This window comes from Streptomyces sp. NPDC020422 (genome assembly GCF_044386705.1).
Taxonomy (GTDB): Bacteria; Actinomycetota; Actinomycetes; order Streptomycetales; family Streptomycetaceae; genus Streptomyces.
Map to the genome: position 1 here is coordinate 709,290 of NZ_JBIRVJ010000002.1, position 15,622 is coordinate 724,911.

13 protein-coding genes are annotated in these 15,622 nt (G+C 72.2%); 2 read left to right on the top strand and 11 right to left on the bottom strand.

Going from position 1 to position 15,622, the window contains the following annotated elements; genetic code table 11:
* Positions 1-115 precede the first annotated feature (115 nt).
* The 6 genes from ACH414_RS07245 to ACH414_RS07270 form a co-directional block, all read right to left on the bottom strand.
* On the bottom strand, positions 116-1,780 hold the full coding sequence (locus ACH414_RS07245) for a beta-N-acetylhexosaminidase (RefSeq protein ID WP_398941076.1): 1,665 nt from the start codon (positions 1,778-1,780) through the stop codon (positions 116-118).
* Between the two features lie 12 nt (positions 1,781-1,792).
* Complete coding sequence (locus ACH414_RS07250; RefSeq protein ID WP_398941139.1) at positions 1,793-2,596, bottom strand: carbohydrate ABC transporter permease; 804 nt, start codon at positions 2,594-2,596, stop codon at positions 1,793-1,795.
* A 98-nt stretch (positions 2,597-2,694) separates the two neighbouring features.
* Positions 2,695-3,639, bottom strand: coding sequence for a carbohydrate ABC transporter permease (locus tag ACH414_RS07255; RefSeq protein WP_382535964.1), 945 nt, complete (start codon positions 3,637-3,639; stop codon positions 2,695-2,697).
* Between the two features lie 5 nt (positions 3,640-3,644).
* Complete coding sequence (locus ACH414_RS07260; protein WP_382535967.1) at positions 3,645-4,934, bottom strand: extracellular solute-binding protein; 1,290 nt, start codon at positions 4,932-4,934, stop codon at positions 3,645-3,647.
* A gap of 258 nt (positions 4,935-5,192) precedes the next feature.
* Positions 5,193-5,483, bottom strand: coding sequence for a DUF3039 domain-containing protein (locus ACH414_RS07265; RefSeq protein WP_382535969.1), 291 nt, complete (start codon positions 5,481-5,483; stop codon positions 5,193-5,195).
* 30 nt (positions 5,484-5,513) lie between these two features.
* On the bottom strand, positions 5,514-6,074 hold the full coding sequence (locus ACH414_RS07270; RefSeq protein WP_382535972.1) for a YqgE/AlgH family protein: 561 nt from the start codon (positions 6,072-6,074) through the stop codon (positions 5,514-5,516).
* A 275-nt stretch (positions 6,075-6,349) separates the two neighbouring features.
* On the opposite strand from ACH414_RS07270, the gene murA reads away from it, so the two are divergent.
* Positions 6,350-7,696 (top strand): UDP-N-acetylglucosamine 1-carboxyvinyltransferase, encoded by a 1,347-nt coding sequence (gene murA, locus ACH414_RS07275; RefSeq protein WP_382535975.1) that lies wholly within the window; start codon positions 6,350-6,352, stop codon positions 7,694-7,696.
* A gap of 167 nt (positions 7,697-7,863) precedes the next feature.
* Here the strand turns inward: murA and ACH414_RS07280 are convergent, their stop codons facing one another.
* The 4 genes from ACH414_RS07280 to ACH414_RS07295 all read right to left on the bottom strand — a co-directional run bounded on the left by ACH414_RS07280 (position 7,864) and on the right by ACH414_RS07295 (position 13,199).
* Complete coding sequence (locus ACH414_RS07280) at positions 7,864-8,145, bottom strand: HU family DNA-binding protein (RefSeq protein ID WP_017237029.1); 282 nt, start codon at positions 8,143-8,145, stop codon at positions 7,864-7,866.
* 313 nt (positions 8,146-8,458) lie between these two features.
* Positions 8,459-9,874 carry an NAD-dependent malic enzyme gene (locus ACH414_RS07285; RefSeq protein WP_382535978.1) on the bottom strand — a complete coding sequence of 472 codons (1,416 nt, stop codon included), beginning with the start codon at positions 9,872-9,874 and terminating at the stop codon, positions 8,459-8,461.
* Positions 9,875-10,240: 366 nt separating this feature from the next.
* Positions 10,241-12,589: a HelD family protein gene (locus ACH414_RS07290; protein ID WP_382535981.1), complete on the bottom strand. Its 2,349-nt coding sequence runs from the start codon at positions 12,587-12,589 to the stop codon at positions 10,241-10,243.
* Between the two features lie 61 nt (positions 12,590-12,650).
* On the bottom strand, positions 12,651-13,199 hold the full coding sequence (locus ACH414_RS07295) for a CGNR zinc finger domain-containing protein (protein ID WP_398941079.1): 549 nt from the start codon (positions 13,197-13,199) through the stop codon (positions 12,651-12,653).
* A gap of 250 nt (positions 13,200-13,449) precedes the next feature.
* Between ACH414_RS07295 and ACH414_RS07300 the strand changes: the two genes are divergently transcribed.
* Positions 13,450-14,277, top strand: coding sequence for a helix-turn-helix domain-containing protein (locus ACH414_RS07300; protein WP_386564752.1), 828 nt, complete (start codon positions 13,450-13,452; stop codon positions 14,275-14,277).
* A gap of 129 nt (positions 14,278-14,406) precedes the next feature.
* Here the strand turns inward: ACH414_RS07300 and ACH414_RS07305 are convergent, their stop codons facing one another.
* Positions 14,407-15,567: a uroporphyrinogen-III synthase gene (locus tag ACH414_RS07305; RefSeq protein WP_382535990.1), complete on the bottom strand. Its 1,161-nt coding sequence runs from the start codon at positions 15,565-15,567 to the stop codon at positions 14,407-14,409.
* Positions 15,568-15,622: the final 55 nt, after the last annotated feature.

Sequence of the window (15,622 nt, forward strand, 5' to 3'; positions counted from 1 at the left end):
CGTACGTCGCGAGGGTCCGCGAAGGACCGTTCCGCCCAGGACGTGCGGGGAGCTCCCACGAGTGACAGTAACTTCCGTTTTGCCGCTCTTGGGTGAGGTCGGGGGGATAGCTGTCTCACACGTTCGGGGGTGCCCCGTCGAGGGGACGGCCCAGGACGCCGGGTCGCCGCTGCCAGGGGTGGGGTCCGGCGGGCGGGCGGTAGTCCACGCCGAGGGCGTCGAGGCGCCGGTAGTGGGTGCTCATCCGGCGCTCGAAGCCGGCCAGGTCGCGCGCCTCGGGGGCGGGCAGGCGGGACCAGGCGACCTCGGCGAACGCGGCGAGGCGGGGGTGGGTCTGGTAGTCGACGCGGGCCCGGTTCTCCATCACCTCGGTCCACACGTTGGCCTGGGTTCCCAGGATGTGGGCGGCGGCCTCCGGCGCGAGTCCCGGCGGGACGGGCTCGAAGCGGTAGACGTCGGCCAGGGTCCGTACGTATCCGATGGGCATCGGCTCGTCCTCGCCCGGCGCCTGACGGTGGTCCAGGTACACCTGCTGCTCGGGGCACATCACCACGTCGTGGCCGGCCTCGGCGGCGGTGATCCCGCCCGCGTAGCCGCGCCACGAGGAGACCGCGGCGCCGTCCGCGAGGCCGCCCTCCAGGATCTCGTCCCAGCCGATGAGGCGGCGGCCGCGGGCGGCGAGCCAGCGGTCGAAGTGGCGGACGAACCAGGACTGGAGGCCGTCCTCGTCGCCGACGCCGAGCTCCTCGATCCGGGCCCGGGCGGTCGCCGAGGCCTTCCACTGGTCCTTGGGGCACTCGTCGCCGCCGATGTGGACGAAGGGCGACACCTCGGCGGGGAAGAGCTCCAGGACCTCCTCGAAGACGCCCTCGTAGAAGCGGAGGACGTTGTCAGTGGGGGCGAGTACGTTCGGACTGACTCCCCAGGTGTCCCAGACGGAGAGGGTGGTGGTGTCGATGACGTCGGTGTTGCCCAGTTCCGGGTACGCGGCGATGGCGGCCTGCGAGTGGCCGGGGACGTCGATCTCGGGGACGACCGAGATATGCCGGTCGGCGGCGTAGGCGACGATCTCGCGGATGTCGTCCTGGGTGTAGAAGCCGCCGTGCGGGGTCTCGTTCCACAGCGGTGACGCCCGGTGCCCCCACTTGCTGCGCGCCCGCCAGGAGCCGACCTCGGTGAGGCGCGGATGCCGCCTGATCTCGATGCGCCAGCCCTGGTCGTCGGTGAGGTGGAGGTGGAGGACGTTCAGCTTGTGGGCGGCCATCAGGTCCAGCTGCCGCAGCACGTCGTCCTTGGGCATGAAGTGGCGGGCGACGTCGAGCATGAGGCCGCGCCAGGGGAAGCGGGGGCCGTCGGCGAGGGTGAGGAGGGGCAGGTCCCAGTCGTGCCCCGCGGGCGCCACGCGCGCCCGCCGGTGCGCCTCGGGCCCGAGGAGCTGGCGGAGGGTCTGCGCCGCCCAGAACACGCCCGCGGGGCCGCCGCCTTCGATGGCGACGGCCGCGTCGGCGACCGAGCCGTCCGTCGACAGCCGATAGCCCTCGGGGCCGTGCTCCCGTGCCACGTCGGGGCTGATCCGCAGCCGGATGGCGCCAGGGCCGGTGCCGTCGGCGAGCGGCAGGCCGGTCGCGGCGCCGAGGACCGCCCGCAGCCAGCGGGCGGTGCCGTGCGTGCCGGGCCCGGCGTCGAGGGTGGTGCGCTCGTCCAGGGCGACGTACCCGGGTGCGCCGGCGCGGCACTCGGCGTGCGCCGGTGCGGGGATCAGGTCCAGTTCGGGAAGCATCGTGTCGGTCCTTCAGTCCTTCACCGCCCCGCCCAGTCCCGAGACCAGGCGGCGCTGTACGAGTACGAAGAAGACGAGCACCGGGATCGTCATCACGGTCGAGCCGGCCATGATGCCTCCCCAGTCGTTCTCGTCGGGCTTGAAGAAGACGAGCAGCGCCATCGGGAGGGTCGACTGCGAGATGTCGCTGATGAGGAAGGACTTCGCGAAGAGGAAGTCGTTCCAGGTCGAGATGAAGGAGAAGACGCTGGTCGCCACGAGGCCGGGGAAGACCAGCGGGAAGAGGATCTGCCACAGGAAGCGGGTGCGGCCGGCCCCGTCGATCGCCGCCTGCTCCTCCAGCGCCTCGGGCACGGCCTTGACGAAGCCGCGGAGCATCCAGATCGCGAAGGGCAGCGAGAAGGCGAGGTGCGGCAGGATCAGCGAGCCCAGGGTGTTGAGCTGTCCGAAGTCCCGCATGAGGAAGAACAGCGGGATGGTCAGCGCCTCGACCGGGACCATCTGCGCGACCAGGAACATGATCAGCAGCGTGGTCCGGAAGCGGAAGCGGAAGCGGGTGACGGCGGTCGCCGCGAGGAAGGCGATGACGGCGGAGCCGAGCACGACCGCCCCGGCGACGGTCAGCGAGTTGAGGAAGTAGCGGCCGAAATCCTGCTGTTCGAAGACGCGCCGGAAGGAGTCGAGGGACGGGGAGAGCGTCCACGGCCGGGGTTCGGTCGACTGGATCTCGCCGGCCGGCTTGAAGGCGGAGAGGACCATCCAGTAAAGCGGGAAGGCGACGGCGGCCGCGACGAGCAGGGCCGCGGCCTCGGCCATGAGACGGCCGGGTCGGCGGACGCCGAGACGGACACGGGCGGGGACACGGGTACGGGTACGGGTGCGGGTACGGGTGGGCGATCCGGCTCCGAGGGCGCTCACAGTTCTTCTCCCTGGCGACGCAGCAGCCGGAGGTAGACCAGGGTCACCGCCAGCAGGATCAGCAGCATGACGACGCCGATCGCCGAGCCCAGGCTGTACTGGGAGGAGGCGAAGGCCTTCTGGTACGCGTACACGTTGAGGACCAGGTTCTGTCCGGCGATGCCGCCGCCGCCCGTCATCACGTAGATCTGGGTGAAGACCTTGAAGTCCCAGATGATCGACTGGATCGTGACGACGACGAGGATCGGCCGGAGCATCGGGGCCGTGACGGAGCGCCAGATGCGCCACTGCGAGGCGCCGTCGAGGGCGGCGGCCTCCAGGACCTCGGACGGGATGGCCTTGATGCCCGCGTAGACGGTGACCATCACGAAGGGGAACGAGCACCAGACGACCTCGAAGAGGACGAGGGCGAAGGCGCTGTAGCGGCCGTAGGTCCAGGAGAAGCCGTCCAGGCCGAGGACCCGGTCGACCGGGCCGTAGTCCGGGTCGAAGAGGAAGAGCCAGACCGTGGAGCCGGTGACGGCGGGGGTGGCCCAGGCGCCGAGCGAGGCCAGCATCAGGGCGAGCCGGGGCAGGGCGCGGACGCGGGTGAGCAGCACGGCGAGGGCGCAGCCGACGGCGAGGGTGGTGACCACGCAGGCGGCGGCGAACAGCACGGTGGCGAGCAGGACCTGCCAGAACTGGGGGTCGGAGAAGAGCGCGGTGTAGTTGCCGAGTCCCTGGAAGGTGGTGGGTTCGCCGCCGCTGACCTGGGCCTGGGTGTACTCCAGGAAGGAGATCAGGCCGAGCTGGTAGACGGGGTAGACGAGCAGGCCGCCGATGACGACGAGCGCGGGGAGCAGATAGAGCCAGGGCGTCCAGGGGCTGGTGCGCCGGGGGGTGCGGGCGGGCGGCGCGGCGGTCTTCACCGGCTCGGCGGTCCGGGTGAGCGGGAGGGTCATGCGGCTCAGCCCGCCGCCGCGAACGCCGCGTCCATCTTCTTCGCCGCGTCGCCGGAGGCCGTGGCGACGTCCTTCCGGCCGCTGACGACCTCCTGGAACATCGTGGGCAGGACGAGGGAGGCGTCGATCTGTCCCCAGCCGGGCGACGCCGGGACGAACTTGGTGCCCGCGCCGAGGGTGTCGATGAAGGGCTTCACGAAGGGCTGCCGCCGGGCGGCGGCGGTGCGCACATCGGTGTAGGTGGGCAGGAAGCCCATCGCGTCGAAGAGGCGGCCCTGGGTCTCCTTGCCGGTCAGGGACTTGAGGAGGTCGACGGCGAGGGTGCGGTGGGAGGTGCTCTTGAGGACGCCGATGTTGTTGCCGCCGGCGAAGGCGGGGGCGATGGAGCCGGGGGTGGCGCCGGGCAGCGGGACGACGGCGTACTTGCCCTTGACCGCGCCGGCCTCGACGGCGGCGTGGCTGAAGTCGCCGCCGATGGCCATGGCGGCCTTTCCGGCGGCGAAGGCGGTGACGGTGGCGTTGCCGCCCATCTGGGCGCACTTGGCGGCCGGGCAGTTGTCGTCGCCGAAGAGGGAGGCGTAGGTGGCGATGCCCTTGCGGGCGGCCTCGCTGTCGACGGCCGCCTTGTACGAGTCGCCCTGCCGGGTGGCGAGTTCGCCGCCGGCGGCCCAGACGAAGGGCATGGCGCCGTAGGTGTAGGCGCCGCCGACGGCGATGCCGTAGAGCTCGGGCCTGGCCTTGCGGATCTTCTTGGCGGTGGAGACGAGTTCGGCCTGGCTCTTGGGGGCGGCGAGGCCGAGGTCGCGGAAGACGTCGGTGCGGTAGTAGAGGGCGCGGACGCCGACGAAGAGCGGCGCGCCGTAGACCTTGCCGTCGACGGTGACGGAGGTCCTGGCGGTGGGGTCGGTGTCCTTGGTCTCGGCCCAGGCGTCGAACTCGGCGGTGATGTCGGCGAGTCCGCCGTCCTTCACGTATCCGGCGGTGTCGGTGTTGCCGTACTCGATGAGGTCGGGTGCGGACGCGGGGTCGTTGAAGGCGGCCTTCACGCGCTGGGCGCGGGTCTCCACGGGGATGTACTCGACCTCGACCTCGGCGCCCTTGTGCCGCTGCTCGAAGGCGGCGACGGCCTGGTCGACGACCTGCTGCTTGGGCTTGTTGGCGACCTCCTGGAAGAGCCAGACGCGCAGGGTGCCGCTCTTGTCGTCGGAGCCGGCCGCGCCGCCGGAGGTCGCCGGGGCGCAGGCGGCCAGGGTCAGGAGAGCGATGGGTACGGCGATTCGGGCAGGAAGCTTCATGGCGGTCCCCTCCACACAGCCGTTGCAACATGCGCAACGGACGTTTCGCACTGCACAACAACAGGCGTGAGGTTAGGCGGCCGCTCCGGAGCGGGACAAGAGGTCTCGACCACTCTGTGATGCGCGGAAGCACCCCGTGCAACGGGCCGGGGCCGCCGGAAGCGGAGCGGACCCGGGGAACGAGAACGGCCCCCGGCGCGCGCCCATCGAGTGGTACGCGCACCGGGGGCCGTCCCCGACCACCGGAACGGCAGGGGGCTACTTGCCCTTGCCGCCCTTGTCCTTGTCCTTGTCGCCACCGGCGCCCATGGATTCGTAGATCTCCTTGCACATCGGGCAGACCGGGTACTTCTTGGGGTCGCGCCCCGGTACCCAGACCTTGCCGCACAGTGCCACCACGGGAGTGCCGTCGAGGGCGCTCGCCATGATCTTGTCCTTCTGGACGTAGTGGGCGTAGCGCTCGTGGTCGCCGTCACCGTGGGACACCTGCGGCGTCGGCTCGACGAGGGTTCCCGTACCTGCCCCGCGCTCGGGCTCGAGAGTGCTCATGGGACCCAAGCGTACTGAAAGACGGGCGCCTCAGTTCAGCGACGGGTCGTCCGGATACGTGGCCACCATCGCGAGCTCCCCGCGCTGGCGGCGCAGCACCTGCCGCCAGAGGGTCTCGGGGCGCGGGGAGGAGACGTCCCCGGGCTCGGACTCCACCACGTACCAGGCACCGTCGCCGAGCTCGGCCTCCAGCTGGCCCGGGCCCCAGCCCGCGTAGCCGGCGAAGATCCGCAGGGCGCCGATGGCCGGGCCGAGCAGCTCGGGCGGGGTCTCCAGGTCGACCAGGCCGATCGCCCCGTACACCCGGCGCCAGCCGAGCGGGCCCTCGTCGCCGGGGATCACCGCGATGCCGAGGGCCGCGTCGAGGGAGACCGGCCCGCCCTGGAAGACGACCCCCGGCTCGCCGGCCAGGTCGGCCCAGGGCGCGAGGATGTCGCCGACCGTCACGGGCGTCGGCCGGTTCAGGACCACGCCGAGGGAGCCCTCGTCGTCGTGGTCGAGGAGCAGCACCACCGCGCGGTCGAAGTTCGGGTCCGCCAGCGCGGGGGTGGCGACGAGCAGCCGCCCTGTGAGCGAGGACACCTCGGTCATGCGACACATGATCCCGCATCTTCGGCGTCGAGGGGGGTTGTCCGGCGCGATCCGGGGCAGGCGGGCGGCACCGCAGGTCAGCCGGGGGCGGGAAGGGCCCGGGCGGGGCGCCGTGGAGGCGAAGCGGACGGTGACGCTCCGCAAGATCACGGGGACGGAGGGTGTTGTGCCGAATTCATTACATTCGCGGGGCCCCCTCACCCACACAAGTGGGGTCCCATGGCCCCTTACCCTTTTCTCTGGCCACCCGACCGACGACCCGGAACGCGAGATTCATGACCGGCACAGACAGCCACGATGTCCTGCTTGTCCACGGCGGAACCCCGCTGGAGGGCGAGATCCGCGTCCGCGGCGCGAAGAACCTCGTGCCCAAGGCGATGGTCGCCGCCCTGCTCGGCAGCGAGCCGAGCCGACTGCGCAACGTGCCCGACATCCGTGACGTCCGCGTGGTCCGCGGACTGCTCCAGCTGCACGGTGTGACGGTCCGCCCCGGCGAGGAGCCGGGAGAGCTGATCATGGACCCGACGCACGTCGAGTCCGCGAACGTGGCCGACATCGACGCGCACGCCGGCTCCTCGCGGATCCCGATCCTCTTCTGCGGCCCGCTGCTGCACCGCCTCGGCCACGCCTTCATCCCGGGCCTGGGCGGCTGCGACATCGGCGGCCGGCCCATCGACTTCCACTTCGACGTGCTGCGCAAGTTCGGTGCGACCATCGAGAAGCGGGCCGACGGCCAGTACCTGGAGGCCCCGCAGCGACTGCGCGGCACCAAGATCCGCCTGCCGTACCCCTCGGTCGGCGCGACCGAGCAGGTGCTGCTCACCGCGGTCCTCGCGGAGGGCGTCACCGAGCTGTCCAACGCGGCCGTGGAGCCGGAGATCGAGGACCTCATCTGCGTGCTGCAGAAGATGGGCGCGATCATCGCCATGGACACCGACCGGACCATCCGGATCACCGGTGTCGACAAGCTCGGCGGCTACAACCACCACGCCCTCTCGGACCGCCTGGAGGCGGCCTCCTGGGCGTCGGCGGCGCTGGCGACCGAGGGCGACATCTACGTGCGGGGCGCCCAGCAGCGCTCGATGATGACCTTCCTGAACACGTACCGGAAGGTCGGCGGCGCCTTCGAGATCGACGACGAGGGCATCCGCTTCTGGCACCCGGGCGGCTCGCTCAACGCGATCGCCCTGGAGACCGACGTCCACCCCGGTTTCCAGACCGACTGGCAGCAGCCGCTGGTCGTCGCCCTCACCCAGGCCTCGGGCCTGTCCATCGTCCACGAGACGGTGTACGAGTCGCGGCTCGGCTTCACCTCGGCGCTGAACCAGATGGGTGCTCACATCCAGCTGTACCGCGAGTGCCTGGGCGGCTCGGACTGCCGCTTCGGACAGCGCAACTTCCTGCACTCGGCGGTCGTCAGCGGCCCGACCAAGCTCCAGGGCGCCGACCTGGTCATCCCGGACCTGCGCGGCGGCTTCTCGTACCTGATCGCGGCCCTCGCCGCCCAGGGCACGAGCCGGGTGCACGGCATCGAGCTGATCAACCGCGGCTACGAGAACTTCATGGAGAAGCTCGTCGAGCTGGGCGCCAAGGTCGAGCTCCCGGGCAGCGCGCTCGTCTGATCCCCCGCGGGGATCCGCTCCAGGGCGTTGCGGGCGCCCGTATAAGCGCCTGCAACGCCTTCTGAGGGGCAAACGAGAGGGCGGCCACCCCCTGACAGGGTGGCCGCCCTTTTCGCTGCCTCAGACCGCCTCAGCGGCCTGGCGCAAGCTGCCCGGAGGCGGCTTGCTTACTTGCCCTTGGCGGCTTCCTTGAGCTTCGAGCCCGCGGAGACCTTCACGCTGTAGCCGGCCGGGATGTTGATCGGGTCGCCGGTCTGCGGGTTACGAGCGGTGCGAGCGGCACGGTGGGTGCGCTCGAAGGTCAGGAAGCCGGGGATGGTGACCTTCTCGTCACCCTTGGCGACGACCTCGCCGACGGTCTCGGCGAGCGCGGCCAGAACGGCGTCGGCGTCCTTGCGGGTCACCTCGGCACGGTCGGCCAGGGCGGCCACCAGCTCACTGCGGTTCATGTTGTTACTCCCGTGTCTTTCTTGCCTGTGAGGCGTGAGATCGAAGCCGATGCTGCCAGGGCCCTCGGACAGTCCCCGGACCCGGGTCTATTGACAGACCCTCGCGCCCAAACACGCATCCTGCCCCCACCAGCGGCGGGAACGCCAATCCGGCACCCCTCCGGCACTCTCATGGGTCACGAAAAGCGCCGGAGTTCCTCGGTGGTGACGTAGCGTCGACTCCGCGCGGACCGAGCGGAGCCGAACTACCACCCTAAAGGCGGGTTTGGGGTGCGGCGACCGCGACACGCAGCCGCCCGCACCCGCCGGGGGCTCAGGCGCCCGCGCCCGCCGCCTTCGCCGCGTTGCGCACCGCGCCCGCCACCGCGCCGGCGACCTTGTCGTTGAAGACCGACGGGATGATGTAGTTCGGGTTCAGCTCGTCCTCGGTGACGACGTCGGCGAGGGCGCTGGCGGCGGCCAGCATCATCTCGGTGTTGACCGTCCGGGACTGGGCGTCGAGCAGACCGCGGAACACGCCGGGGAAGACCAGCACGTTGTTGATCTGGTTCGGGAAGTCCGAGCGGCCGGTGGCCACGACGGCGGCCGTCTGACGGGCGATCGCCGGGTCCACCTCGGGGTCCGGGTTCGCGAGCGCGAACACGATCGCTCCCTCCGCCATGGCGGCGACGTCGTCCGCGCCGAGCACGTTGGGGGCCGAGACGCCGATGAAGACGTCCGCGCCGACCACGGCCTCCTTGAGGGTGCCGGTGACGCCCTCGGGGTTGGTGTTGTCGGCGATCCAGCGCAGCGGCGAGTCGGGCTTGGCGTCCACCAGGTCCTCGCGGCCCGCGTGCACGACGCCGTGGATGTCGGCCACGACCGCGTGCTTCACGCCGGCCGCGATGAGCAGCTTCAGGATGGCCGTACCGGCCGCGCCCGCACCGGACATGACGACCCGTACGTCGCCGATGCCCTTGCCGACCACGCGCAGCGCGTTGGTCAGCGAGGCGAGCACGACGATCGCGGTGCCGTGCTGGTCGTCGTGGAAGACCGGGATGTCGAGCGCCTCGCGCAGCCGGGCCTCGATCTCGAAGCAGCGGGGGGCGGAGATGTCCTCCAGGTTGATGCCCGCGAAGCCGGGGGCGATGGCCTTGACGATCTCGACGATGGCGTCGGTGTCCTGGGTGTCCAGGCAGATCGGCCACGCGTCGATGCCGGCGAAGCGCTTGAAGAGGGCCGCCTTGCCCTCCATCACGGGCAGGGCGGCCTTGGGGCCGATGTTGCCGAGGCCGAGGACGGCGGAGCCGTCCGTCACGACTGCGACGGAGTTGCGCTTGATGGTGAGGCGGCGGGCGTCCTCGGGGTTCTCGGCGATCGCCATGCACACGCGGGCGACGCCCGGGGTGTAGATCATCGAGAGGTCGTCACGGTTGCGGATGGGGTGCTTGGACGCCATCTCGATCTTGCCGCCGAGGTGCATCAGGAACGTACGGTCGGAGACCTTGCCGAGGACGACGCCCTCGATCGTCTTCAGCTGCTGGACGATCTCGTCCGCGTGCGCCGTGGAGGTGGCGGCGATGGTGACGTCGATCCGCAGCTTCTCGTGGCCGGAGGCGGTCACGTCGAGGCCGGTGACCGAGCCGCCGTGGGTCTCGACGGCCGTGGTGAGCTGGGAGACCGCGGTGCCGCTCGCGGGCACCTCGAGCCGGACCGTCATCGAGTACGAGACGCTGGGCGCCGTTGCCATGGCCGTGTTCCTCTGCTTTCCCTAGCTTCGTTGCTACGCCCGCCCGGGCTGGTTGCCGGGGAGCGCCCTCCGATCGTCGCACCTACCTGCGGGTAGCAGGTAATACGGTCGTTTCGTTTTCGGAAAGTAGTTTCCACCATACGAGAGACCCTCGGGAAACAGAAGAGGCCCCCGTCACCCGAAGGCGACGAGGACCTCTCCAAGTAAGCGACACCGACCCGCCATGCTCGCCTCGCGGCAAGTGGTCCCTCTAAGGGACGAAGGTTGGGCCCGGGGGCTTGGATCGAGCCGGTGTCACGACAAGGCTAACAAACCACCCCCGGACGTGATTCCCGCGGCGCGAGTTGACCGGAAACGACCCCTCGTTCAGTCCCGCAGCAGATCCGGTACGCCGTCCGCGTCCGGCAGGTCACGGTCGCCCGAGACCACCGTCAGCGCCTGGGTGGAACGGGTGAGGGCCACGTAGAGCACCCGTAGACCGGCCGGCGACTCGTCCGCGATCTCCGCGGGCGAGACCACCACCGTGGCGTCGTACTCCAGACCCTTCGCCTCCAGCGAACCGAGCGCCACCACGCGGTCGCCGAGCCCGGCGAGCCAGCGGGCGGCCTCCGCGCGCCGGTTCATCGCGACGACCACGCCGACCGTGCCGTCCACCTCGCTCAGGAGGCGCTCCGCTTCCAAACGCACGGTTTCGGCCAGAGGCGACTTCTCACCCTTGCCCGTGACCGCTACGAAGCGGGGCTGGAGCCCCGTGGAGCGCACCGCGCGCGGGGACTCCTTGCCGGGCATCGCGAGCGCCAGCACCTTGGCGGCGAGCTCGGCGATCTCCGCCGGGTTGCGGTAGTTCACGGTGAGCTCGAAGCGGCGCCGCGGCCGGGTGCCGAGCGCCTCGTCGCGCGCCGCGGCCGCCTCGTCCGGGTCGGACCAGGAGGACTGGGCGGGGTCGCCGACGACCGTCCAGGTGGCGTGCCGCCCGCGCCGGCCGACCATCCGCCACTGCATGGGCGTGAGGTCCTGGGCCTCGTCCACGATGACGTGGGCGTACTCGGTCCGCTCGGCCGCGAGCCGCTCGGCCCGCTCCCGCTGGGTCTCCTCGCGCACCGGCATCAGCTCCTCGAGGCCGGTGAGCTGGTCCAGCGGGTCGTACTCCCGCTTCTTGCGGGGCCGCGCGGGCGTCCCGAGGAGCGTGGCCAGCTCGTCGAGGAGGGCCACGTCGTGCACCGAGAGCCCCGGGCGGCGCAGCGAGCGGGCGAGCCGGCGCACCTCGCCGGGGTTGAGCACCCGGCGGGCCCAGCGGCCGAGCCGCTTCTCGTCGCCCATGGCGTCGAGGACCCCGCGCGGGGTGAGCTCGGGCCACCAGGCGTCGAGGAAGGCGAGGAAGGAGTCCTCCGTGGACACGTCCTCGTCGAACGAGGAGCGCAGCTCGGCGGCGAGCTCGGGGTCGCTGTGCCGGCCGGCCGCGCCGGACTTCGCGTACAGCGCGTCGAGCAGCAGCCGGCGGGCGCGGGGGCGCAGCAGGTTGACGGGGGCTGTGCCGCCGAGGACGTTGTGGCGGATGCGCTTGAGGTCGTCGGCACCGAGTTCGAGCCGCCGGCCGAAGGCGACGACCCGCAGCAGGGTCGGGGTGCCCTGCTCCCTGGGCTGCTCCTCCTCCCCCAGCTCGGGCTGCGCCTTGGGCGCCGGGGTCTCCAGGGCGCCGCGGGCGGCCTTGCGGAGCACGGCGAGCATCCGGGAGGACCCCTTGATCCGGGCGACCGCGGGCTCGTCGTAGGCGTCGGCCTCGGCCCCGTCGACCAGCGAGCCCAGGGCACGGATGGCGACCTGGCCCTCCTCGCCCAGCGAGGGCAGGACGCCCTCGGTGTACGAGACGAGCAGCGGGGTCGGCGAGACGATGAGGATGCCGCCCGAGTAGCGGCGCCGGTCCTGGTAGAGCAGGTAGGCGGCGCGGTGCAGGGCGACGGCGGTCTTTCCGGTGCCGGGGCCGCCCTCCACGTACGTGACGGAGGCGGCGGGGGCACGGATGACCAGGTCCTGCTCGGCCTGGATGGAGGCGACGATGTCCCGCATGGTGTGGCTGCGGGCCTGGCCGAGCGCGGCCATCAGGGCACCGTCGCCGATGACGGGGAGCTCGCGGCCGTCGAGGGTGGCGGTGAGCTCGGGACGCATGAGGTCGTCCTCGACGCCGAGGACCTTGCGCCCCTTGGAGCGGATGACCCGCCGGCGTACCACCCGACCGGGATCCACCGGGGTGGAGCGGTAGAAGGGGGCGGCGGCGGGGGCGCGCCAGTCGATGACGAGCGGGGCGTAGTCGGAGTCGAGGACGCCGATCCGCCCGATGTGCAGGGTCTCCCCGATGTCGGCGTATTGACGGGTGCCGTCCGTCCGTACGGCGTCCTCGGCCGGCTCGACGGAGGTGTAGGCGCCGTCGGGCCCCTTCTTCCCGTCCTTGCCGTACAGCAGGTCGATCCGGCCGAAGAGGAAGTCCTCGAACTCGTTGTTGAGCCGGTTGAGGTGGATGCCGGCCCGGAAGACCTGGGCGTCGCGCTCGGCGAGGGCGCCGGGCGTGCCGACCTGGCCCCGCTGGGCGGCGTCGTTCATCAGGAACTCGGCCTCGTGGATCTTCTCCTCGAGGCGGCGGTAGACCTGATCCAGATGTTCCTGTTCGACACCGATCTCACGGTCTCTGACCGTGTCGACGGCTTCCTGCGCGGCCACCGGGGCCCCCTTCTGACGTGCACTGGGCAGCCGTCGAGCGTACGCCACCGGGGACGGTATGTCAGGCCTGACGTCTCGGGTGGGCGGCGTGGTGCCGGGCGGCCCTGGCCCGGTTGCCGCAGATCTCGCTGGAGCACCAGCGGCGGCGCCCCCGGGAGGTGTCGAGGTAGAGGCGGCGGCAGCCCGGGCCCTTGCAGCGGCGCAGCAGCGCCCGGGCCGCGGGGTCGGTGAGCAGCTCGACGGCGTCGCGGGCGACGGCGGCCAGCAGGGAGCGGCAGTCGGGTTCTCCGCCGAGGGTGCGCACGAGGTGCCCGGAGCGGGTGCGGACGGCGCGGGGCGCGGGGGGTGCGGAGGCGGCGGCGCGGGCGTTGAGGAGTTCGAGGGCGGCGGGGGCCGCGGGCCGGCCCTCCAGCTGTCCCGCGACGAGTTCGGCGACGCAGTCGCGCAGCTCGCGGAAGGGGGCGAGCCGGCGCCGGTCGAGCCCGCGCAGCCGGGTGGCGGCGGGGACGAGCCCGGTGGCACGCAGAAAACGGGCGAGCCCTTCGGCCCGGTCGAGCGGTTCGGCGGGGAGATCCAGGGAGATCCGCCCCGAATCGAAGCGTCCTGCCATGCGCGCGTCACCCCCTCGGCTCCGGAACAGAGTGCTCCCGGGGCGGGGGCCCGGCCAGGGGGCCGGCCCGGGCGTACGGGGGAGCCGCCCGGGCCGGCCGGAACCGGTGCGGCGCGGGGGAAGCGCCGTCCGGTGGCCTGATGGCGTCCTCGCAGGTCAGCGCGGACGCCCCCACAGCATCAACGTTCAACTGTTTATTATCTACGGACCATTTTTCCTAGTAATTGACGCACGGGCTTAAGGGGGCGCGGTGAACAAGGCGGCACTACGGGCCCTCCTCAGGGAACGCCGGGAGCTGATCTCCCCCGAGGCCCACGGCCTGTCCCGGCCCACCGGACGCGGCCGGCGCGCCCTCGGCCTGTCCCAGCAGCAGGTCGACGAGCTGACCTGCCGGGCCGTCGACACGTACAACCGCCTGGAGACCGGCCGCTACCCCAACCCGTCCGCCGACTACCTCCGCCAGGTCGCCCGGCTCTTCGGCCTCAACGAACAGGAATGGGTCACGCTCTGCCGGTACGCGGGCATCGGCGATCCGCCCGGGCCGCTGCACCCGTCCTCCGGCCTGGAGGTGCCCGGCGTGTGGCAGGAGGCCGTGGACGGCATCGGACACATCGCGTACATCACCGACGCCTCCTGGAACCTGCTCGCGCACAACCGCCACTTCGCCGAGATGTGCCCGGACGGCCGGGTCCCGGCCAACACGATGCGCTGGATGCTCCTCGAGGAGTCGGCGCGCGAGACCACCTTCGTCGACTGGCGGACCGTGTGGGCGCCGCTGATCCTGCCCCAGTTGCGGGCCGCGCTCGCCGCCCGGGGCGAGGACGGGACCCTGCGCGGGATCGAGCGCGCGGTCCGCGCCGACCCGGAGCTCGGCCCGCTGTGGGAGGCGGGCGGCGCGCACATCCACCCCGACGGCGACGAACGGCCCCTGCACCACGCCCTCCTGGGCCCCGGCCATGTCACGATCTGCGCCGCCCAGCCGCTCACGGCCCCGGGCGCGCGCCTGATCATCATGCTCTTCCGCCCCGGCCGCCAGAAGGCCCACGAGAGGGCCCCGATGCTGCGGGCGGCGCCGTAGCACCGGCGCCGCTCCGGGTCGGCCCGCGGGGCCCCGCGCGCTCGGCAGACGTCCGTACGGCCCCCGTCCGCCTCATCAGGCGTCCGTACGCATCCCCCTACGCCTCCCCAGGCGCCCCCGCGGGCCCCCTCACGTCTCGTACTTCGAGTCCGCCGCCGGATCCAGGGCCAGCCGGTACCCCCGCTTCACCACCGTCTGGATCAGCTTCGGCGTGCCCAGCGCCGTCCGCAGGCGGGCCATCGCCGTCTCCACGGCGTGCTCGTCGCGCCCCGCTCCCGGCAGCGCCCGCAGCAGGTCGGGGCGGCCGACCACCCAGCCGGGCCGGCGGGCCAGCAGTCCGAGGAGCGCCATGCCGGCCGGCGGCACCGGCCGCAGCGTCCCGTCGACGAGCACCGCGTGGCCCCGGATCTCGACCCGGTGCCCGGCCACCGGCAGCACCCGGGCCCGGGCCGGCAGCTCCCGGCAGAGCAGCCCCACCAGCGGCCCGAGCCGGAAGCGCTCGGGCTGGTACGTGTCGAGGCCCAGCGCCTGGAGCGGGAGCGCCGTCACCGGGCCCACGCACACCGCGAGGACGTCGTGCCGCAGCGCCGTGACCAGCGCGTCGAGCAGCCCCCGTTCCTCGGCCCGGCGCAGCAGCGAGGCGGCCGCGGGGGCGCTGGTGAAGGTCACCGCGTCCAGGCCGCGGCCGACGACCGTGTCGAGCAGCCGGTCGAGCGGGCCGGTGTCCTCGGGCGGCATCCACCGGTAGACCGGCACGACGACGACCTCCGCCCCGCCCTCCTCCAGCGCCTCCACGAACCCGGGCAGCGGCTCCCCGTGCAGCTGGAGCGCGATCCGCCGCCCGGCGACGCCCTCGGCGAGCAGCCGGTCGAGGACCTCGGCCATCGACTCGGAGGACGGCGACCAGGTCTCGGTGAGCCCGGCCGCGCGGACCGCGCCCTTCACCTTGGGGCCGCGGGCCAGGAGTTCGACCCCGCGCAGCCGGTCGAGCAGCTGCTCGCCGTACCCCCAGCCGTCGGCCGCCTCGACCCAGCCCCGGAAGCCGATCGCCGTGGTGGCGACGACGACGTCCGGGACGTGGTCGATCAGGTCCTTGGTGGCGGCGAGGAGTTCGGTGTCGTCGGCGAGCGGCACGATCCGCAGCGCGGCCCCGTGGACGACGGCCGCGCCGCGCCGGCGCAGCAGCGCGATCAGCTCGTCCGCGCGCCGCGCCGCCGTGACCCCGACGGTGAACCCCGCGAGGGGCCCGTGGTCCTGCGGTCCCCGCCCTTGTGCGTCCAGCTCGTCCATGGCCCACGAGACTGCCGGGGAAGCGTGACGGTCTCGGTTCACGCGTATTTCCTGG

Bases quoted from the DNA above. Each gene is read 5' to 3' on its own strand.
- ACH414_RS07260 (WP_382535967.1), bottom strand. From the start codon at position 4,934: ATGAAGCTTCCTGCCCGAATCGCCGTACCCATCGCTCTCCTGACCCTG.
- ACH414_RS07270 (WP_382535972.1), bottom strand. From the start codon at position 6,074: ATGACCGAGGTGTCCTCGCTCACAGGGCGGCTGCTCGTCGCCACCCCC.
- ACH414_RS07280 (WP_017237029.1), bottom strand. From the start codon at position 8,145: ATGAACCGCAGTGAGCTGGTGGCCGCCCTGGCCGACCGTGCCGAGGTG.
- ACH414_RS07265 (WP_382535969.1), bottom strand. From the start codon at position 5,483: ATGAGCACTCTCGAGCCCGAGCGCGGGGCAGGTACGGGAACCCTCGTC.
- ACH414_RS07295 (WP_398941079.1), bottom strand. From the start codon at position 13,199: ATGGCAGGACGCTTCGATTCGGGGCGGATCTCCCTGGATCTCCCCGCC.
- ACH414_RS07285 (WP_382535978.1), bottom strand. From the start codon at position 9,874: ATGGCAACGGCGCCCAGCGTCTCGTACTCGATGACGGTCCGGCTCGAG.
- ACH414_RS07245 (WP_398941076.1), bottom strand. From the start codon at position 1,780: ATGCTTCCCGAACTGGACCTGATCCCCGCACCGGCGCACGCCGAGTGC.
- ACH414_RS07255 (WP_382535964.1), bottom strand. From the start codon at position 3,639: ATGACCCTCCCGCTCACCCGGACCGCCGAGCCGGTGAAGACCGCCGCG.
- ACH414_RS07305 (WP_382535990.1), bottom strand. From the start codon at position 15,567: ATGGACGAGCTGGACGCACAAGGGCGGGGACCGCAGGACCACGGGCCC.
- murA (WP_382535975.1), top strand. From the start codon at position 6,350: ATGACCGGCACAGACAGCCACGATGTCCTGCTTGTCCACGGCGGAACC.
- ACH414_RS07250 (WP_398941139.1), bottom strand. From the start codon at position 2,596: ATGGCCGAGGCCGCGGCCCTGCTCGTCGCGGCCGCCGTCGCCTTCCCG.